General features: G+C 36.0%; 16 protein-coding genes and 4 pseudogenes. 2 read left to right on the forward strand and 18 right to left on the reverse strand.

The window, feature by feature from the left end; genetic code table 11:
- Positions 1–382 precede the first annotated feature (382 nt).
- A complete protein-coding gene (locus ATZ99_RS10660; protein ID WP_068749222.1) occupies positions 383–1,096 on the forward strand; it encodes a hypothetical protein in 714 nt (237 codons plus the stop codon).
- A 59-nt stretch (positions 1,097–1,155) separates the two neighbouring features.
- Here the strand turns inward: ATZ99_RS10660 and ATZ99_RS10665 are convergent, their stop codons facing one another.
- The 12 genes and pseudogenes from ATZ99_RS10665 to ATZ99_RS10715 form a co-directional block, all read right to left on the reverse strand.
- Positions 1,156–1,878, reverse strand: a complete 723-nt coding sequence (locus ATZ99_RS10665; protein WP_068749223.1) for an amino acid ABC transporter ATP-binding protein — start codon at positions 1,876–1,878, stop codon at positions 1,156–1,158.
- The gene (locus ATZ99_RS10670) at positions 1,871–2,533 is read right to left on the reverse strand and encodes an amino acid ABC transporter permease (RefSeq protein WP_068749224.1); all 663 of its coding nucleotides are present in this window, start codon (positions 2,531–2,533) and stop codon (positions 1,871–1,873) included. The genes ATZ99_RS10665 and ATZ99_RS10670 overlap by 8 nt, the downstream gene beginning before the upstream one ends.
- A gap of 59 nt (positions 2,534–2,592) precedes the next feature.
- Entirely contained in the window at positions 2,593–3,453 is an 861-nt protein-coding gene (locus tag ATZ99_RS10675; protein ID WP_068749225.1) for a basic amino acid ABC transporter substrate-binding protein, read from the reverse strand.
- A gap of 207 nt (positions 3,454–3,660) precedes the next feature.
- Positions 3,661–3,972: a zinc-ribbon domain containing protein gene (locus ATZ99_RS10680; RefSeq protein ID WP_068749226.1), complete on the reverse strand. Its 312-nt coding sequence runs from the start codon at positions 3,970–3,972 to the stop codon at positions 3,661–3,663.
- 171 nt (positions 3,973–4,143) lie between these two features.
- Positions 4,144–4,560 carry a hypothetical protein gene (locus ATZ99_RS10685; RefSeq protein WP_068749227.1) on the reverse strand — a complete coding sequence of 139 codons (417 nt, stop codon included), beginning with the start codon at positions 4,558–4,560 and terminating at the stop codon, positions 4,144–4,146.
- An 84-nt stretch (positions 4,561–4,644) separates the two neighbouring features.
- A complete protein-coding gene (gene fliS / locus ATZ99_RS10690; RefSeq protein WP_068749228.1) occupies positions 4,645–5,031 on the reverse strand; it encodes a flagellar export chaperone FliS in 387 nt (128 codons plus the stop codon).
- 13 nt (positions 5,032–5,044) lie between these two features.
- Complete coding sequence (gene fliD, locus ATZ99_RS10695) at positions 5,045–6,604, reverse strand: flagellar filament capping protein FliD (protein ID WP_068749229.1); 1,560 nt, start codon at positions 6,602–6,604, stop codon at positions 5,045–5,047.
- Between the two features lie 19 nt (positions 6,605–6,623).
- Positions 6,624–6,995 (reverse strand): flagellar protein FlaG, encoded by a 372-nt coding sequence (locus tag ATZ99_RS10700; RefSeq protein WP_068749230.1) that lies wholly within the window; start codon positions 6,993–6,995, stop codon positions 6,624–6,626.
- Between the two features lie 164 nt (positions 6,996–7,159).
- Positions 7,160–7,708, reverse strand: a complete 549-nt coding sequence (locus ATZ99_RS10705; protein WP_068749231.1) for a DUF2284 domain-containing protein — start codon at positions 7,706–7,708, stop codon at positions 7,160–7,162.
- A gap of 26 nt (positions 7,709–7,734) precedes the next feature.
- A pseudogene (locus ATZ99_RS10710) lies at positions 7,735–9,249 on the reverse strand (sigma-54-dependent transcriptional regulator); the annotation flags it as partial.
- Positions 9,250–9,493: 244 nt separating this feature from the next.
- Positions 9,494–9,694, reverse strand: a pseudogene (locus ATZ99_RS12330) (Uma2 family endonuclease); the annotation flags it as partial.
- A 64-nt stretch (positions 9,695–9,758) separates the two neighbouring features.
- A complete protein-coding gene (locus ATZ99_RS10715; protein ID WP_068749232.1) occupies positions 9,759–12,947 on the reverse strand; it encodes a DEAD/DEAH box helicase in 3,189 nt (1,062 codons plus the stop codon).
- 175 nt (positions 12,948–13,122) lie between these two features.
- Between ATZ99_RS10715 and ATZ99_RS12245 the strand changes: the two are divergent.
- Positions 13,123–13,574 (forward strand): annotated as a pseudogene (locus ATZ99_RS12245) (plasmid pRiA4b ORF-3 family protein).
- Here ATZ99_RS12245 and pdxA read toward each other — a convergent pair.
- The 6 genes and pseudogenes from pdxA to ATZ99_RS12045 form a co-directional block, all read right to left on the reverse strand.
- The gene (gene pdxA, locus ATZ99_RS10725; RefSeq protein WP_068749233.1) at positions 13,546–14,577 is read right to left on the reverse strand and encodes a 4-hydroxythreonine-4-phosphate dehydrogenase PdxA; all 1,032 of its coding nucleotides are present in this window, start codon (positions 14,575–14,577) and stop codon (positions 13,546–13,548) included. The pseudogene ATZ99_RS12245 and the gene pdxA sit on opposite strands and share 29 nt — an antisense overlap.
- Positions 14,578–14,582: 5 nt before the next feature.
- Positions 14,583–15,170 (reverse strand): class I SAM-dependent methyltransferase, encoded by a 588-nt coding sequence (locus ATZ99_RS10730; RefSeq protein WP_068749234.1) that lies wholly within the window; start codon positions 15,168–15,170, stop codon positions 14,583–14,585.
- Entirely contained in the window at positions 15,155–15,565 is a 411-nt protein-coding gene (locus tag ATZ99_RS10735) for a phospholipase D-like domain-containing protein (protein WP_068749235.1), read from the reverse strand. Before ATZ99_RS10735 ends, ATZ99_RS10730 begins: the two co-directional genes overlap by 16 nt.
- Before the next feature lie 283 nt (positions 15,566–15,848).
- A pseudogene (locus tag ATZ99_RS12335) lies at positions 15,849–16,691 on the reverse strand (M48 family metallopeptidase).
- An 86-nt stretch (positions 16,692–16,777) separates the two neighbouring features.
- On the reverse strand, positions 16,778–17,608 hold the full coding sequence (gene hag / locus ATZ99_RS10750; RefSeq protein ID WP_068749238.1) for a flagellin Hag: 831 nt from the start codon (positions 17,606–17,608) through the stop codon (positions 16,778–16,780).
- Between the two features lie 213 nt (positions 17,609–17,821).
- On the reverse strand, positions 17,822–20,731 hold the full coding sequence (locus tag ATZ99_RS12045) for a glycosyltransferase (protein WP_245641383.1): 2,910 nt from the start codon (positions 20,729–20,731) through the stop codon (positions 17,822–17,824).
- Positions 20,732–20,836: the final 105 nt, after the last annotated feature.

Raw genomic sequence — 20,836 nt, forward strand, 5'->3', positions numbered from 1 at the left:
CAAAACTTAGTAGTTCTTTGTATGCCAACTTTTTCCATATAGGTTGGTAAGGGGTATTATTGTCTTTTTTCATCTGAATATTTTTTATTTCCATTTTTCGGGTATTGACATATTACCGTGAGTCTTTATATTATTTCGTATTGCGGAATTACATTCCTCTATATTAAATATATTCTTGATTTGTCTAAATATTCCTTTTTGTTAAAAAAATATTAATTTATTTTATATACTATTTTTTTAGATTCATTTTTTTAATTTTGGTTAAATTATTTTTGTTAATAAGCTTCAATTACAACTTCATCTTGACACAAAGGAGATTTAATAATAAATTTTTTCTAAGAAATAAAAATGCGTTACAACATATGAAAGGGTGAATATTTTTTTGAAAAACTCACATAATCCTGTTCTGGAAATACTCGAATCCCTGGAAAATGCTTTATCAAAGTTAAATATCCCTGAAAAAAGAAAGGAAAAAATACTAAAGGATATTGCTGTCCAGAAACAAAGGTATGAAAAAATTAATCAAGAAGAGATAGCGGGAGAGGAAAAAAAGAAGGTATATCAGGGGATTACCGTTAAGGGTAAAGATTTACTGGAAAAATTAAAATCAAAAAATATTGACGCAAAGGAAAAAGAAAAATACATTCTATCCTTTTTACTTTATATCAGAGCTGCATACTTTGATTTTAAAGACCTCCTGAAACCTTTAAATACGGGAATTCGCCTTTTTGCGCTTACGTCAGCGCTATTTATCGGCCTTTCTCCCCAGTTCTTAGGAGGCGCCTTTTCTTTGCTATTTTTAGTGCCTATTTTTCTGGGCCTTAATGGACTTAAAAGGCGAAGGATTTTCGGATTTAAAATGGCAATGATGATATTTCCCGTTGCCCTAGGGGTTGCGGCTCTATGGATCCGCTTTGGAATAAATGCGGCTTTAAACTTTCAAAAGGTTGTTGCTGATACCGCCCATACCCTCGGGAAACCCGTTGACATAGCCAAATTTTTTGTAATAGTGCCGCCAATATTTGCTTTAGTTCTCTTAGCGTCCTCTTTTATCATGGCTTATTATCTTTATAAATCGAAGGAAATGTTGCTATAAAGATTTTTGCCCGGGCGTAAACCCGGGCATTTCCAATTACGGGAGGGGTGTATATAAATTTACAGTATTTTGCTTAAAAACTCTTTTGTCCTTTGATTTTTCGGATTTTCAAAAATTTCATCGGGAGTACCTTCTTCTACTATAACTCCTTCATCCATAAAAATTACCCTATCCCCCACTTCTCTTGCAAAGGCCATCTCATGAGTCACCACTACCATCGTCATGCCGTCCTGGACCAAATCCTTCATTACATCCAGTACCTCTTTTATCATTTCGGGATCTAAGGCTGAAGTAGGTTCATCAAAAAGCATAATCTTCGGGTTCATGGCAAGAGCCCTTGCTATTGCTACCCTTTGTTTTTGTCCACCCGACAAGGATGCAGGATAACACTCCGCTTTATCCTTCAATCCTACCCTTTCAAGAAGTTTTAATGCTTTTTCTCTGGCCTGTTCCGGATTTTCCTTCTTTACCTTTATCGGAGCAAGGGTTATATTTTCAATCACCTTTTTGTGAGGAAAAAGGTTAAAATGCTGAAAAACCATTCCTACTTCCTGTCTCACTTTATTTATATCCACCGTTTTATGGTTTAAAGGCTTTCCCTCAATCCAAATTTCACCTTTTGTGGGTTCTTCCAGCATATTGAGGCAGCGAAGGAGGGTGCTTTTGCCCGATCCCGATGGACCTATAATTACCACTACTTCTCCTTTGTTGATGGTATTGCTTATTCCTTTTAATACCTCTAATTTCCCAAAATACTTGTGGACATCCTTAATTTCAATCACTCCTGGCAAGCCTCCTTTCCACTACCCCGAGTAACTGGGTAAAGCTCAAAGTCATAATTAGGTAAAATAGTGCTGCAGTAATATAGGGTTCGAATGGCCTGTAGGTGTTTCCCGCCACCACCTGGGCTGCCCTGGTCAGCTCCGGAAAGCCAATTGTAGTTGCAAGAGAAGAATTTTTTAAAAGGGTAATAAATTCGTTTCCGAGGGGCGGTATAATCTTTTTAAACGCCTGAGGAAGGATTATATACCTCATGGCCTGGGCATAACTCATGCCCAGGGACCTGGCAGCTTCCATCTGTCCCTTATCCACCGCCAGTATTCCGCCTCTTACAATTTCCGCTACATACCCTCCGCTGTTAATACCCAGCGCTATCACCGCAGCGGGGAATTCCGACAGAGAATACCCTGTAAGCTGAGGCAAACCAAAGTAAAAAATCAATATCTGCACCAGCAAAGGTGTTCCCCTTATAACTTCAACGTATACGGTGCATAATGCGCGGATAATGAAAATCCGGGACATCTTACCCATTCCCACAAAGGTTCCTATTACCACGCCCATCATGACCGCCAGGGCAGTAATTTCAATTGCTATTAATGAGCCGCGAATAAAAAGTGTAATGTAGGGAAGTACTATTGTAAAATCCAGATTTTTCATCCTTATCTCCTTTCAAAGGCAAAGGGCTCCCCTTGAGCCCTTCATTAATTTTTTCAATTTTACTGTTTTGGCTTAAATTCCACAAACCACTTTTGAACCATCTTATCCAGTTCACCGCTATTTTTCAGGTCGGTGATGACCTTATTCACCACTTCCAGCAGTTTTTCGTCTTCCTTTCTTAAAACTACCGCTTTAGCCGCATCATCGAGCAAATTTCCTACAAGTTCCAGTTTATCCGAGTTCTGGGATGCATAGGCTTTTGCTACCGCAAAATCCACAATAACCGCATCCACCTTTTTGTTGAGAAGGTCAAGAACCGCCGTATCTACCTTGTCAAACTGCTTGAGTTTTGCTCCTTCTATCTTTTTGGCAATTTCTTCTCCGGTTGTCCCGAGCTGAACTCCCACCGTTTTGCCTTTCAAATCATCTTTGCCGGTTATACCGCTGCCCTTATACGTTATAATCTGCTGTCCACCCTGAATATAGGGTATGGAGAAATTTACGCTCTTTTTTCTTTCTTCGGTTATAGTGAATCCAGCTATTCCCATATCCACCTTTTTCGTTAAAACTGCTGAAATTATAGTATCAAAGGACATATCCTTTATTTCCAGTTCTACCCCCAGTTCCTTTGCAATAGCTTCAGCAAGATCAATATCAAAACCGGCTATGACGTCTTTGCCCGAAGAAATATCGTGAAATTCGAAAGGCGGATAATCCGCACTGGTACCTACCACCAATTTCCCAGCTTTCTTTATGGCTTCTACCGTATCTACCGGTTGATTTGAGTTATTGTTTTGCTGATTTGTTTGCTGCTGGCTTTGATTGTTTTGTGAAGTTTCTTTTTGGGCACATCCGAATAAAACCGTCGCCATAAGTAAAATTACCATCAATAAAGCCGTAATTTTAAAGTGCTTTTTCATAATTCTCCTCCTAAACTTAATAATTGTATATTTATTTATATTCTTGTATATTTATATATATGCTTGATGAGTATAATTATAATTGCAAATGTATAATATTGCAATAGCTCCAATAAAATTTTATTTTTCTGAAAATATTTTGTACATAAACAAATTATAAAAAAATAAAAGGGCCCGGAATTTCCCGAACCCTTTTGTTCTCCCTATTTAAGCGCGAACAGCCTTATGCTTCTGGAAGCACTCGCTGCAGTAGACAGGTCTGTCGTTTCTTGGCTTAAAGGGAACCTTTGTAGGTGCACCGCACTCAGCGCAAACCGCATCGTAAAGTGTTTTTGCGCCTTCTCTCCTCGAGTATTCGCGTTCGTTTCTTGTTCTGCCCTTTCTTGCGTCACGGCAGGCTTTGCACCTTGAAGGCTCGTTTTCAAAGCCCTTCTCAGCATAGAACTGCTGTTCCCCTGCGGTGAATACAAATTCTTTCCCGCAGTCTTTACATACTAACACTTTGTCCTGGAATGCCATTAAATAACCCCTCACTTATTAATAAGATTCTCCGGCATTCCTAAGAGTACCTTTTTCCGGTCCTTTGCCTACGCAAAGCATCGAAAAAATAATCCCTTTAGAATGCCTTACTCTATTATATACCCATTCTTTTTAAAAAGCAAGGAAAAAATAGAATTTCTTAGAAATTTTTTATTCCTTCTTATCAATAAAAATACCTTCATCATTTACCTTATCATATAATGAATTATATTTTCTGGATACATTTCTTGCTAAATTCAGATCCTCTATTTTTTTCTCTATATTATTTAGAAATATTTTTGCAAGATTTAAAACTTCTTTATCCGTTTTTATTATTTCGTTAACTTTTTCATAGATTTCTTTTTTCATAATATTTATTTTTTCATCTTCTAAAGCATTTAATCCTTTTTTTGATATTTTTTCATCGATATCAGCAGAAATATCCATCAATCCCTGCCTTTTATCCAATAACAATATAAATTCTTCCACATTTTCAAAAAGCAATGCATTTTTCATTTTACTGGTAACCGAAGAAATCTCCTCTAAATTTTCTTTTTTTTGTTGTAATAAATTCATTAATTCTTCCATAAATTTCCCTTTCCCGCCATTTAATTTAATGCCATCATAAATCTATTATAATGCAAAAAGCCGGCAGATTACACCGGCTTTTTTTCAAAGAGCGGCCTTCTTTGTTTTCATGACTTCAAGGTAGGCTTCCTGCCATGCTTCCTTCAAACCAATTAAAATCCCTTCCACTTCCTCCAGTATCCTGGCATCCTTTTTTATATTCGCCTGAATCAATTTTTCGTAAATAAAATTATAAAGGCTTCTTAAATTCTTTGAAATCTCATAGTTCATATCAAGGCTCATATTAAGCTCTATCACTATATCTTCTACCCTTATTATATTGTTGTTAGCCTCCACAAAATTTCTTTCTTCTATGGATTTTTTTGCAAGTTTTAAAAATTTCAGTGCCCCTTCGTAGAGCATTAAAACAAGTTTTTCCGGTGGTGAAGACAAAATAGCATTCTGCTGGTATTGTTGATAAGCATTGATCATATTTTTTACCTCCTTACTGCGATTGGTATAAACCCAATTGGCTTGCCAGCCACATGCTTTGCTGATTCATGGACTGTATCGCTTTTTCCATTTCGGTGAACTGCTTCCAGTAGCGATCCTCTACCTTTTTTAAATCCTCCTCCATTTTAGAAATCCTATCGTTTAAGCTACGAATGTTTTGAGCTATCAAGCTGTTATCAAAATACTGGTTGGAACTTCCTGCCTTTTTCGTTATACTGTCCATTCCGCTTTTTGCAATATCGTAAATGCTGGAAACAACTTTTGTAAAAAGGCCTGCCACCGCTTCGGGGTTTTTACTGATTGCTTCTTTTAGCTTTGCTTCGTCCAAATACAACTTTCCTTTTTCGTAATACCCACCGGTTTTTACACCCACATCGAACAGAGTATCGAAATCAGAGGGCTGTCCTTCTACTCTTTCGTATACCGCTTGTCTCAATTTGTTTACCAGCCCGGAAAGAACCGTATCTCCCCTCAATAAGCCGCTCCTTGCCTTTTCTTCCCATTTTTTGATTTCGTCTTCCTTCAATTCTTTTTTCTGTTCATCGGTTAGCGGCAGGTAATCCCGGTATCTTTCTTCGGTCAGTTTTGAATTTATAGAACTTATGGTGTCGTTATACGTGTTTATAAAATTTTTTATTGTCTCTACTACAGTATCCACATCCCTTTCGATGGTGAGGGTAGCCGTCTTGCCAGGTGCTTCTTTTTTCAGATTAAATTGTATCCCTCCTATAGTGAAGGTGTTCGTGGGTCTGGTAATTGTTATAGGTTCACCTGCTATATCTAAATTTTTAATAGAAATAGTTGCATCTTGTCCGAGTTTATTTTCTTCTTTTATCTTTAAAGCACTTGAATCACCAAATAAATTTCCGGATACATTCACTATGTTAACGCTTGCACTGCTTCCCGTCTCCCTGGATTTTATCACTACTTTATCGCTTATAACGTCATAATAGGCTTTGACCTTTGCATTAGTTCTCTTATTTATATCATTTAATATATCGTTTAATGTATAGTCTTTATGAGCCCCACTATCGCTGAAATCGTAATTAAATTCCTCACCATTTATAGTAAAACTAATTGTGTAAATATCATTCTCAAAAGGATTGTTCTCAAATTTTGAAACTTCATCTCTTAATTTTGCATAAATGTTAATTTTTGAATCCTGACTTTTAGAAATTGGTTCCTGGCTATATACTATAGCTTCCTTTGCAATAGTTTGAACTTCTACCTCATATGTCCCCGGCATTGCTGAGGCTCCGGGTGTCGCGGTAAATATACTGTCGGGAGCGGTGCCATCGTCGTAGGAAACCGTTGCTTTATATTTCAAATACGTCCCCTGAAGTTTCATATTGAATGCCGAATCGTATAATGCTTTGATCTTTAAATTAATATTCCTGTAATCCTCTCTCTGCCACTCAAGGATCTGCTTTTGCTGGTAGAGCTTATCCACCTTTTGCCTTTCTATCTTCATAAGGTCCGAAACTATCTTGTCAATATCCATTCCCGAAGCAAGACCGCCTATTCTCAACGTCCTGGAAATGCTGTCTACCATATATACTCACCTCTTTTTATTAAACCTTCTTGTCCACAATAAGCCCTACCTGTTTCCATATATCAGCTATAAGGTCAAGGAATTTTTCGGGAGGTATTTCACTTACTACCTTATCCGTGGTTTTATCGATAACCCTGACTATTACCCTTTTGGTCGCCTCGTGAATATCAAATTCAAAGCGGGTGTTTTTAATTTCAATAGAAAGCTTTTTTAAGTCCTGGATAAGGTTTTTAAAATCTTCATTTCCTTTTTCTTCATCTCTGATCGTAAAATCATTTTTTTCTGATGAAATAGATTTTATCGCTTCCTCCGATTTCTGAGGTGCCTGTACCGTTTCTATAACGGATTTCATCGAAGAAAAATCCGAACCTTTTATTCCCTCTACCCGCACAAAAAATCACCCTTTATAATTTTTTATGCTTTCTATAATGATTATCGAAATAAAAATAAAAATTATTAAACGAAATTCCATTAGATTTTTGGATAAAAAAAATAATAGCCGGAGTTTTTCTCCGGTTTTTGCCTTAAATCGCTATTTTTCACAACTTTTCCCCTTTAATCCAATAGCACAAGACCCGTCCAGGTTACCTCTCCTTCTTTAAATTCTATTTCCATACCGACTTTTTTACAGGTTTTTATAACATCTATCCCCATAGCTTCCATAGAAGGCCTTGCTTTTTCCCTTTTTATGCATTTGGCGTTTTCACCGGTGGGGCATTTTTCGCAGAGACTGCAGGGGCCGCCTATTAATCCGGCAGCAAAGGGAAATCCCATGGAAAAAGCCTTTTTCTCCGTACTATATACCGCTTCATGTAAAAGCCCCGCAAGTCGAAAAACATCTTCCGAACTTCCCTTTACACTGATTAAAATGCCCATTATGTAGTTTGAAAGCACTTTTTTAAAATCATCCACCTCCGGTACATAAGGAGGACACATCAGCCGTTTGCCGTATTCCCTGCATCCCGAATGAGAACACTGAAAACGCACCCTCTCGTCCACCACAATATCCCGGGTTTCAATTAGCTTTACTGCAAAAACTTTCTCTAAGCCACGGGCATAATCAAGAACCTTCTTGGCATTTTCTAATTTTGTCATCAAATCCATAGAATTTACGCCCCCATTTTTCTAAATACTTTTAAACTTTGTTCAATATCCGTGTCGTAAAGCTCATTTAAGATATAGTTTATCAGATGAGTAATTACCAGCGCAGAATTTCCGTAATGTTTTACGCCGTACATATTTTGGAGTATACTTAAAACGTTTTCTATGACGTTTTTTATCGCACCGAAAACCACCGAATCCGAATAAGTGTTTTCGTTTTTGAAAATGACTTTATCCGTAAATTCATTTAAAAGTATTAGCGCTTCTCGTTTTAAGTCATCCTCTCCAATATTTCCCTTCTCATATTTTTCAAAAAGTAAAAATATGCTTTTTAATATTTCATTGATTTCTCTTTGCTCATTGCTGTTTACGATTAATTCTTCATCTTTTTTGCTGCTGGAAATCAGCATTGAATTGAAGTAAACATTGCTTTTAACAATTTCTGGATGATATTGAAATTCTTTGGGTAAGTCATAAAGATGAATCCTGAGCATATTTGTCTTATCTTTCACATGAGTATTGCAGGTAGAATTATAAGCCTGCGCGCAGCTGAATTTAATTATATTTACGAGTTCACCGATATTTCCCGATATTTTATTTTTTAATAAAACGTTTAATACCTGCTTACTCAGCAGTATATCTTTGCCTATGGTTTTTGCTTCCTGCTTATAAAACCTGTAAATAATCTGAAGCTTTTCATGCAGCGGCCTTTCGTGAAGGGAAGGAATATTTACTATAAGAGGAATTCTTCTTAAAAAAGTCTTTATAAGGCTTTGTTCCGGGTCTTCCGTTGTTGCAAATATAAACCTCACCTTTGCCGTACGCCAGTTTCCCATCTCTCCCAGCCTTCTAAAAATTCCCCTGTCCAAAAACAAAAAAAGCTTTTCCTGTCCCTCCGGAGAAAGCCGGTGAACTTCATCTAAAAATAAATACCCGCCGTCAGCCTCCTCCAAAAGACCGGGTTTATCCTTTTCAGCACCTGTAAAAGCGCCTTTTACATATCCGAACAAATTTGCGGATAACAGCTCGGGATTATGGGAATATTCTGCACAATTAAAAATCACATAAGGGGCATTTTCATCAATTGCAGAGATGGATTTGGCGTATTCGTATATCAGCTGGGCAATATAGCTTTTCCCCACTCCCGTATTGCCTACAAGCAAAATGGGCAGTCCGTTGGGAGGGTAAGAGGCTGCAGATTTGCAAAGTTTAACCTGAGTTTTTAAACTCCCGTTATATCCTATGAGTTTTGTAAATGGATCGTCCGCAGAAATTTTAATGTTTAATTCGCCGTTTTTCGTGATTTCCTTTAATTCCTTAGATTTCTCTTCAAAAACTTCTTTATCCAAAAAATATACCGGTCGCGTATTTATTTTAATTACTTTGCCTTCCTTGCAAAGCTCATTTAATAAATGGCTTACCACATTTCTTTTTAAGTTTAATTTATCTGCAATTTCTTGAGCGGTTAGCCCTTTTTTCTCTTTAATATTTATATTTTTCGACAGGTCTTTCAAAATGTTATAGACTTTATCTTTATTTTTCATTGCTCAGACTTTCCCCCAGGCATTGATCTCTTTTATAACTATATTAACATAGTTTTATAAGTTTTGATAACCTGTTTCACTTGAACTTATAAAAATATGTTGTACTAAAAAGTAGATTTAACATTTTCCACCCATTTGAAAAGCTCGGATGCCCTCATTACCGTCCAGGGATGGTCCTGCCACATTATGCTCAAATACTTTGCAACCTTATCGAGGGTATCGTATTCCTCCATTTCTATGATTTCTAAAAAATATCTTTTAAATCAATCATCAAATCTTCGAATATAGAAACTTTTACTTTGTTATCTTGCGTATATATTTCAGGCCGTCCGTATCTTTTGTTTTCCTGTAAAATAAACACATTTAAAATTTTGTTTTCGGGTTCTACTATCCAGTACTCTTTTACCCCGTATTTTTCGTATAAGTTAAACTTATGCAGCTTATCATTTTACCTAAGGTTTTTTGATGAATTCGTGAAGGAGAAGTTGTACGCTCTAAAGCTGCTTTCCCTAAATTCTAAACAATTCCATCAACTCTTCCTTGGTTAAGGAGTTTATGAAAAGCTCCCCTTCGATTACCACCGAATTGATAAGGTCCTTCTTTTTCATCTGCAGTTCATTTATCTTCTCTTCTATGGTCCCCTTAGTTATGAGCCTGAAAACCTGCACATTGTTTTTCTGCCCGATTCTGTGAGCCCGGTCGGAGGCCTGATTTTCAACGGCAGGGTTCCACCAGGGGTCAAAGTGGATAACCGTATCAGCCGATGTGAGGTTTAATCCCACTCCTCCCGCTTTCAGCGAAAGCAAAAATACCCGTCCGCAGCCGTTATTAAAATCATCTACTATCACTTTTCTTTCATTAACACATGTGTTCCCGTCAAGATAGGCGTATTTAATGTTCATTTCTTCCAACATTTTTCTTATTAAAGAAAGCATAGAGGTAAATTGAGAAAATATTAAGACCCTCCTGCCGCTGTCCATCAATTCCTGTAGCAATTCCTCCAATAATTCCATTTTTCCGCTGGTCCCTTTATAGTTTTCAATAAATAATGCCGGATGGCAGCATATCTGCCTTAATCTTAAAAGCCCTGAAAAAATATGCATTTTGCTTTTTTCAAAACCTTCCCGTTCTATCCTTTCTTCCAGCTCCCCTTTTATATTTTTTAAATATGAAAGGTAGATTTTTTTCTGCTGGGGAGTCATATCAACCATTAGGGTGGTTTCTGTTTTTTCCGGCAGTTCCTTTAAAACATCATTTTTGGTTCTTCTTAAAATAAAAGGGGATATTAACTTTTTAAGTTCCTCTAAGTCTTCATTATTTCCTTCTACTATAGGCCTTTGGTAGTATTCATTGAATTTTTTATAAGAATAAAGGTAGCCCGGCATTATAAAATCAAAAATTGACCATAATTCCGCCAAGGAATTTTCTATAGGAGTCCCTGTAAGAGCAAACCTGACATTAGATTTTAATTTTTTAACCGATTTTGCATTAAGGGAATCAAAATTTTTGATATGCTGGGCTTCGTCCAATATAACACAGTAAAAGTTATGACGGATATAAAATTCAAGGTCGTTTCTTAAAAGCGGATACGAGGTAATTATTACATCATATTCATTAAGTTTTTTTATTACTTTTTTTCTTTCAAAAACTGACCCGGACACTACCGCCGTTTTTAATTGAGGCGCAAATCTTGCAATTTCGTTTTCCCAGTTAAATATTAAGGATGAAGGGGCAACTATAAGGGAAGTTTGAGGCGAAATTTTTGACTCCTTTGCAGAAAGCAAAAAACTTATCGCCTGAAGGGTTTTACCAAGCCCCATATCATCTGCCAGAATACCTCCAAGCCCGTTTTCTGCAAGTACCTTCAGCCATTTAAACCCGGTAACCTGGTATTCCCTTAATATCCCTTTTAAACTTTCAGGTGGCTCTATCTTTTGATGCTTTGAATTTACAATATTATCAATAACCCTTTCAAACTCTTCTGCCTGCTCAAAAGGAACATCTGATTTATCCTTTACATTGTTTAAAAACCCTAAAAAACGGTATTTGGAAAGGTTTACCCTGTTTTGTTCTATATCTTCTCTTGATACATCCTCCAAAAGCTCAGACAATTTCTTAATACGGTTTTCTTCTAAAGAAATAAAAGAACCGTCTTTCAATCTAAAATACTTCTTTTTCTCCTTAATTGAATGCAGTATCTCCTCTGCCGCCCTCACATCAATGTCTTCAAAATCAGTTTTTATTTCAAGAAGGTTTCCATATAAATAACTTATTGATGACCTTATTTTTGGTGTTTTTATGGAAAAAAGATGCTTTACATCAGAAGCGTAATAAACTTCCCCCATTTGAGTAAGATTTGGCAGCACTTCTTTTATAAAAATATAAAGCTTTTCTTCATTTTGAAGCACTGCCCTTCCTCTTTCTATTGAAAAACCGGTGTCTTCTAAAAGTTTTAAAATATACATTTCTTTTTCATAATCCCTTACAATAAGATGTGGTAAACTTTCCTTCGTAAAAGGATTAAACTCTTGCTCGCCGTAAATAAACTTAACATCAACAGCAATTCCTTTTTTATACCCTTCGATATGCATTTTAAATTTAAGGGGTTTCCTTTCTATCGCGTGTTTCAGGTCTTCGGAAAGTTCAATATTTTTAAATTCCTGCAAGCGAGGTAATACAGAAAACAGTTTATGTTGATTTTCCCCTGTAAACTTTAACTCATTCCGGTCTTTTAAATAAAGACCTTTAACGATTGGAAATACTTGTTCATTATGATTTAACAGATATACCTTATCGTCCTTTAAAATAATTATTTCTTCCCTATCCAAAGGTGATCCCATTTCACCTTCAGGTTTAACATATATACCGTCATTGTTTTTTTCTATTTTAATATTGAAAGGTAAATCGTTAACTTCAAAGCTTATTACCTTTTCGAAGGGACTTATCATGTTAACAGGTTTATTCCCCAATGCTTTAGCAACTCTCATTAAAAAATTGTAATTTAAATTGACGTATTTTCCTTCTAAGAAAACATTAGGAGTACTATAAATCGTTATACTGCGTTCTATCCCATATAATTCTTTTATAATGTTTAACACTTCGGCGTCTTCTTTTGAAAACTCATGGAGCAGAGGATTAAAATTGAATAACTTACCGAAACTAAAGGGCAGATTATTTTCTATTTTTTCAATAAACTCTTTTATGTCCTTTAACACATATAAACGTTTATCCCCAATGCGCATGTGCATGCTGCATACAAAATCGTGTACATTATACTTTTTAAACTCAAAATAGTATTCCACCCTTACTTCTTGCTTTTTAATTTCGCTATTGCTATTTTTTAATAGTTCCAATAAAACATAATCTTCTATGTAATTATCTTCTTTGATAGCTTTGTGTTTGTTATTGTTCTTCCCCGGCAGCCCATTTTCAAAAATATGGCAAAAAACAGCAATCACATGTTTGCAGGCTCCATCAAATTGAAAATACGCAGGGCATGTACATCTGTAACCTTTTACAAAATTACCTTCTATATGTAAAAAAACATCATAATCTTCACTGCCTTTAACAACCGCATGAAGCAATTCTCCTTCAAGCTTAATGTTTTTTACTGCTCCTGATTCATAATAGGCGATGCCTCTTTTTACTACTTCCGGTGAAGCTATCATCCGCAAATAATCCTGATTATAAACTCCCATTTGTTTTTTCCTCCTAAAAAGCCAAAAGATTACCTTTTTTGATAGTATATCATATTTTCTTTTTAAATTCTAAAATCCTTTTTACTGAAAGCTAAAATTTTTGTAGAAGGAATTTGTTCGATTTTATATAATTTTAAATAGTAATATCATTGAATAAACGAAAGGAGTTAAAATTATGAAAATCCTTCAGTTGAAAATAACTCTTAAAGATATAAAACCTCCTGTTTGGAGGAGGATTTTGGTAAAAGAAGATATAACATTTTATAAGCTAAATACGATTATACAGTATTTAATGGGATGGTCTGGATACCACCTTTATGAATTCAGGGTTGGCGATATGGATTCCTCTATATTTACGATTTTGGCGATAATTGGGAACACAACATCTTTGTTGAAAAAGTGCTTGAACCACAAGAAGGTATAAAATATCCTGTATGTATAGCAGGAAAAAGAAACTGCCCTCCGGAAGATGTAGGAGGCCCCTGGGGATATCAAAACTTCCTTGAAGCAATAAAAAACCCTCGTCATCCGGAACATAAATTAATGCTACAATGGATAGGAGGTTCATTTGACCCCGATGAATTTAATATAGATAAAATTAATCAAATCTTAAAGACGGTGAGGTAAAAAACTTTGCATATTCCCCTGCAACCTTTATGGCTTCTTCCATGCTAACCGAGCTTGCTATTCCTTTTCCGGCGATATCAAATGCTGTTCCGTGATCCACCGAAGTCCTTATAAAAGGTAATCCTGTTGTTACGCTGACGGTTCTTTCAAAATCCAACGTTTTTGCGGCAATATGCCCCTGATCGTGATAAAGGGATAATACGGCATCATAGCAACCAAGCCTTGCCCAGTAAAAAACGGAATCGGCAGGTACCGGCCCTTCCACCCTTATCCCTTCCTCCCGGGCTTTCTTTATTGCCGGGATTATCTCCCTTTCTTCTTCAGTCCCAAAAAGACCCCTTTCCCCTCCGTGAGGATTAAGGGCGGCTACCGCTATCGTCGCATTTATAAGCCCTAAATTTTTCAACGCTTTATCGCAGGCAATTAAAGTTTTATAAATATTATTCATCGTCACCATTGAGCAGGCTTTTATTAAGGATACATGCCTTGTAAGGAAAAATATGCGAAGTTTATCCACCTGAAACATCGTCAAAACATCTTCGCTTTTTGTCAGCTCTGCAAAAATTTCTGTGTGGCCAATAAAGTTTATCCCCGCAGCACGAATAGCTTCTTTATTTATAGGAGCGGTGGCAACTCCGTCAATTAACCCCTCCATAGCAAGCTCAATGGATTTTTTTATGTACTCAAAAGCGGCCTTTCCCGCCTCTGCTGAAATTTTCCCGAAAGGTATATCACCTCTTATATTATTTAGGTCCAATATGTAAAGTTTACCAAAATAAAAATCCTTTTCCCTCCAGGTATTCATCTCATCCTCTTTTATTTCGATAATGTCCATCTTTATCTTTGTAATTTCAATAGCTTTTTCTATGATATTTTTTGAACCTATTACCAAAGGATTTACCTTTTTATATATTTCTTTATTTGACAGAGCTTTTACCACAATTTCAGGCCCAATACCCGCCGGATCTCCCATTGTTATTCCGATAATAGGTTTATTTGCCATCTGAATTACTCCTTTCTTAAAACTACGTTTAACCATTTTTCATTTTCCCTGCCTTTTCTAACATCGCCGGTAACCTTCATTTCAAGTAATGTAAAATAAGGATGATTTTTTAAAAGCTCATTGAAGGACTTTTCATCATAGTTGTTGAAAAATCTTCCGTTTCTTATTTCTTCCCCATTGCCGTATTTAAAAGAAGAATAGAAAATTCTGCCCTTTTTCAGGGCTGAATATATCTTATTAATTACACAGACAATCTTGCTCCTTGGCACATGCAAAAGCGAGGCACATGCCCATACCCCGTCAAACTCTTCATTAAAATTAATTTCGTCAAAGGTCAAATGGAGGGTTTTCCTTCCCGTAAACTGAGTTGAAAGCTTTACCATTTCAATCGAGCCGTCTACTGCCGTTACATCATATCCTTTTTGCGAAAAATATCTTGTGTCCCTCCCCGAGCCGCAGCCAAGGTCAAGGATTTTTGCCCCCGGGGGTAAATATTTTAAAAAAAGCTCATAAACTTCCTTCATATCCGCATCCTTGGTATTTTCAAAAAAAGCCTTTGCATTTTCATCGTAGTATTTTATTGTTGGGTCCATTTTTCATATCTCTCATTAAAATCCACATAATCTCCCAATCTATCCTTTATCAAATAAAGAGCAGAAGGCTGTGTAATATTTAAATACCTGCCGGTTACAATTCTAATCGGACAATTCCTCTTTTTTGCCTCAATTAAATCCTCGATAATCAATCTTACCCCTGATTCCAGCAAAAATGATACTATTAAATTTATCTCAACTGCCTTTGAAAATGACTTTTTTAATTCTGAAAGAAAATTTTCATTACCTCCGCAAAAACACTTTTGAATCCCTATGTTTTGTTTCAGAAGTAATTGATTATAAATATCTTCTAAATTTCTGTATAATTCTTCTACATCTTTAATTGTAACTTCTGTCAGATAATCCTGGATTATTTTTATTCTTTCTTTTCCCATTTTTATCACCTTGCAAAAGGTAATAAATTTGAATCAAATTTTCTGAATATATTTTATCATATTAACTCCAGATATCGAGCATTTTTTCAAAAAAAATCATCTACAAAGTATTAGGTAATTTAATAAAGCAGGCATTGTTCCATTTGCAAGCGCGCTATAGTTATATAAATTTTCCTAATTTTTCTTCTACCGCCTAGCCAAAAGAAGGATTAACTAATGTGGACATTATCCAATAAAAAATACCTTGATTTTAAATTTTGTAATCAAGGTATTTTGTAAATTTTTATGCGGTTTTTTCATCATAATTATTAATTACTTCTTCATATCCTCCGCTTTCCACCCATTTGAAAAGCTCGGAGGCCCTCATTACCGTCCAGGGATGGTCCTGCCACATTATGCTCAAATACTTTGCAACCTTATCGAGGGTGTCGTAGTCATAATCCTCAAACTCCTTTACCTGATTTATAAATTCATCTATCCTTATGCGGTCAAAATATTTTTGTGGCACTCCCGCAAGCTTCATTAAAGCAGTCGCTGCAACTTTAGGATCCTGACAGGTAAGAAGCCCCGCGCGGTCTGCGGTAAACTCCGACATCCTCACTCAGTTTAAAAGGGCTATCTGTAGCCCTGTTGAAAGAAGCTTCCCCGCACCAAGGGTAATTGAGCCTACTATTTCTCCGAGTATCGGAAAAACCTGCGCCATCTGGTGGTATAAAACGTGCATACTCTTTATATGTCCCAGCTCATGCCCTATGATGAATAAAAGCTCTTCCCTTGAAAGAAGGTCAACAGCCCCTGAATTCAAAACTATTATAGGGTCCTCCACTCCAGCAGTCATGGCGTTTATCCCGTAGCTCCACTGTATGTAAAGCTTCGGCACAAAAGGCATGTCCAAGATGCTGCAGGCTTCACATAATGTATAGTAAATTTCAGGAAAATTTCTTTCATTCACCTTTACATTGCTTCCCGTATACTGAATCCGAAGAAGTCTTTCTATACCTTGAGCATTAAAAGCTCTAACAAGCGTTTCGAGAAATTTGTAGGATTTTAAAGGGTCCAATGCTTTTTTGTCAAAAGGATGCTCGTATTGATACGATTTTAAGTCTTTCAGGATTTTTCTTTGCATACTTTGCCTCCTAAGTTAGTAAATTCCATATCAAAAGCCCCGGGTTGCCCGGGGCTTTGTTAAATGCCCAAAAAATCGATTTTATATTAACCTAATAGCTTAAGCACCGACTGCGGCAACATATTCGCCTGAGCAAGCATTGCAGTTGCAGCCTGTTGAAGTATATTCATCTTTGTAAATTCCATCATTTCTTTTGCCATATCTACATCGCGGATGCGAGACTCGGCAGCAGTAAGGTTTTCTGCCGCATTGTCCAAATTGTTAATAGTATGTTCAAGTCGATTTTGGACAGCTCCTAGTGCAGATCTTTGTGAAGATACTTTCTCTATTGCAACATCAATAGCATTAATTGCTGAATTTATCGTAGAAGCATCAGTAAAGCCACTTACACTAATGCTATTAATACCCAATGAAGATGCACTCATATCGCCAATAGTTAAACTCAATTGCTGTGTTTGATTAGCACCTATTTGGAAAATTAATGCACTACTTGAAAAATCACCGTTTAATAAAGTTTTTCCGTTAAATTGAGTACGATCTTTAATTCCATCAATTTCAGAAATTAGGGCATTTATTTCATCTTGAATCGCATTTAAATCTTCTGGCTGATTGGTTGCAATATTACCACCCTGAATTACCAATTCACGCATACGTTGGAGTATTGAATGTGTTTCATTCAACGCTCCTTCGGCTGTTTGAATTAATGAAATTCCATCTTGTGAATTACGAGAAGCTTGTAACAACCCACGAATTTGACCCCGCATTTTTTCAGAAATAGCTAGACCTGCAGCATCATCTCCAGCTCTGTTTATACGAAGACCAGAGGATAATTTCTCTAAAGATTTCTGTAGACTTGAATTATTAACTGTCAACTGTCGATAAGCATTTATAGCACTTAAATTGTGGTTAATCCTCATAAAACCATCCTCCCTGATTTTTATTCCCGCGTCCCTGCGGGATTAATTTTCGGCCGGCCGGACCATATTTTTTATTCACTTATATTATCGATGAAAGATATACCAAAATTAATGTCTGATATAGCTCGAATTTCCTATTTTTCTTTGTTCTTTCAGTTTTTAATTTCATTTTTCTATTAATTTCTTCATTTTTTGTGGATTTTTACGATAATTTTATTGAACAATTTCTTCAAGTTCTATTTCGGGGTAAATTTCCTTTATTGATTTACTTACTCTATCCGCCTCATCATTTCGCCCCGTCACTTTATATATCCTATACATCAAAGCATAATTGTCTACATCCATTCCATCAATATTAAAAGCTTTTGCGGCAAAAGCAAATGCTTCGTCAGTCATATTCTGCTCCAATGCTTTTTGGGCAAGGTATGTATAAACATCAGGGTCTTCGCAGTTAAGGTCAGCAGCTTTTATATAGGCTGTTACTGCGAGTTCGTCAAAGCCTTTATCTTTCATCATATGTCCGTATCTCACATAATCGTCTCTGGTAAAAAGTCCTGAATAAAGCTTCAACAGTTCATTGAACAAATCGAATTCACTAAATTGAATTAGTTTTTCAAGTAGCTTAAAATAGCTATCTTTTACTTCATCGTAACTTGCTTTTATTTCACCTATAATCGTAAGAAAAAGTTTTTTGTCTGCAGAATCTTCTATTTCCCATAAGATCCTTCTTGCCATTTCAGGTTCTTTAAGTATTAAATAACATAAGATTTTGTGGTAAATCGCATCGCTTTTTGCCTTTTCATGCTCTTTGTCAAAAAACCCTATGGCTTTTTGATAGTCTTTCATCCCCATACACGCAATGCCTTTTAAAGTATTCAGCCCTGCTATGTCCATATCGACTTCATCGAGATATTCCTTTGCAATATCGAATCTTCTAATATTCATGTAAAGCTTTGCAAGGATAGCAAAATTTGCAGGGTTCCTCTTGTCAACGTATTTATCGAAAAATTCCTTTACACTCTCAGGTTTTTCATTTCGTACAAATAAGTCAAAAAGCCTTACAAAAACATCTTGATAATTGGGATTGGTTTTTAAAATTTCGATATACTCTTTAACAGCATCATGAAGTCTGCCTAGTTTTTCATAACAAAGCGCAATCATATATCTTGCTCTGTAGCTACCTGTCCCACCCATAGTAATAAATAAACCTTCATATTCACCCATGGACAGGCATTCTTTAAACATTTCAATGGCTTTCTTATAGCGCTTCTGAGTTATGTATAACATACCCTCCAGGAATTTAAAATCCGGGATATCTATATAATAGGCTTTCGCATCATTTATGAGTTTTAACGCCGTATCATAATCTTTTAAAGCAATATATGTCTGTATCAAATATCTCAAGAGCCTCGTTGCCCCAAATAAATTTACATCCATACCCTTTGTCGCTATCAGTAAATGTTTTAAAGCTTTATTATAATCCCCTGCGTTGAAATACTCTACTGCAAGATTGCCGTGCTGGAATTTATCATCGGGATGTTCCATAAGGTATCTTAACAATATGTTTATGTATCGTTCGGTCTTATTTTTTTCAATCCTCGTTTCATTTAAGTAGCCATAATGTAGTATTGTTATATCAGCTTTCTTAAATACTGGCATACGGTTTTCCTCAATATTCATCAGATTTTCATGAATGGGATAAATATACTTAATCTTGCCGTTGTTCCGGAATAATCTAAAATTGTAATGGATTTCGGTAAGGCCGCTGGAAACGCTCGCACCTCCATAGTTTACGATTTTGAAGATGTACGCTTCCACAGTATCGTCATTGAGAAGCGGCCGTATTTTTCCTATATCCTCCTTTTTAATCTCCTCATCAGCATCTAGGAACAATATCCAATCCGACGTAGCGTTCTCGATTGCAATATTTCTTGCCTTGCTGTAATCGTCCTCCCACTTCGCATGTACAACCCTTGCGCCGAGGCTTTGTGCGATTTCTACCGTTCTATCTTTAGAACCAGTATCCACGACCACTATTTCGTCTACGATGTCTTTAACGCTGTTTATGCATCGAGCTATGTTTTTTTCTTCGTCCTTTGTGATGAGGCAGAGGGAGAGAGTGGTTGTTTTGTAAACATTTTTATTCCTATTTTTTTCATCTTCCTCCCAATCTACTAAATTTAGATTTCTATCTAAAATTGATTCATATTGCTCCTTAATTCCATATTTCGCATCCTTATCTAACTGGATATATCTATTATACTTTCTTAATCTATCTTCTTCTTTTGCCCAACCCATATGTTTTACTCTCATATCGCTCACAGTAGTTGGTAATTCTGTTACATTATAAGGGAATCGACCGCAATGTTGGGGAGTTTCTTTCCATTTATATTCGAAAAATGGTTGATATCGTATTAATAAGGGCCAATATCTTAAATGAGCGTTCCAATATCTATCTTCTCTGTATTGCTTTTCGTTCCAAAAGTCGTATAACCTAAAACTTACCACATCGTAATAAGGTTGTTCGACTATTTTACGAATTTTCTCCTTAGCTTTTTCCTCAAATACTTCATCTGCATCTAAACAAAGGATCCAATCAGGTTTTGTAGTTAGAGTCAGATCCCACAATTGTTTTCTCAATTCTACTTCATTTGAAAACTTTGATACATCATTCTTATGATAAAGCAAAGGAACATTTCGTAATATGTTTCTAACTACATCTTCGGAATTATCTGTGCTAGCATCATCTACTATTACGGCATTATCAATAAAATCTTTTACGCTATTTAATACATCAGATAAATATCTATCGGCTTCATTTCTTATAATCATTGCCAAAGTAATTTTGTTCTGGCATTTTTTTACTAACCTATCTCCTGGCAAAAAAATGTAATTATTACCGTAATCCTTCACGTAATGTTTATATTTTTCTAATCTCAATAAATCCGTTTCTCGATAAATATGAAAAGCAGGATAATTAGTGTCAACAAAGAGGTCAAACCCTAACGCAACTGCACGAACACAAAAATGTCTATCTTCTCCCCAGAATGTTAGATTGTAAATTTCGTCATATGAAACACCTTTTCTTAATGCATTCTTGCTTATTAAAGTACATCCTCCCAACCCACCTACCTTGTAGACACCTGGAACTATTAGTTTGTTTATAAATTCTATTGTCCTTTTATTTATTTCTTCGTTAGTTAATTGTTCTTCCCTTTGTTTGTAAAA

Source organism: Thermovenabulum gondwanense (assembly GCF_001601575.1).
Lineage (GTDB): Bacteria > Bacillota > Thermosediminibacteria > Thermosediminibacterales > Thermosediminibacteraceae > Thermovenabulum > Thermovenabulum gondwanense.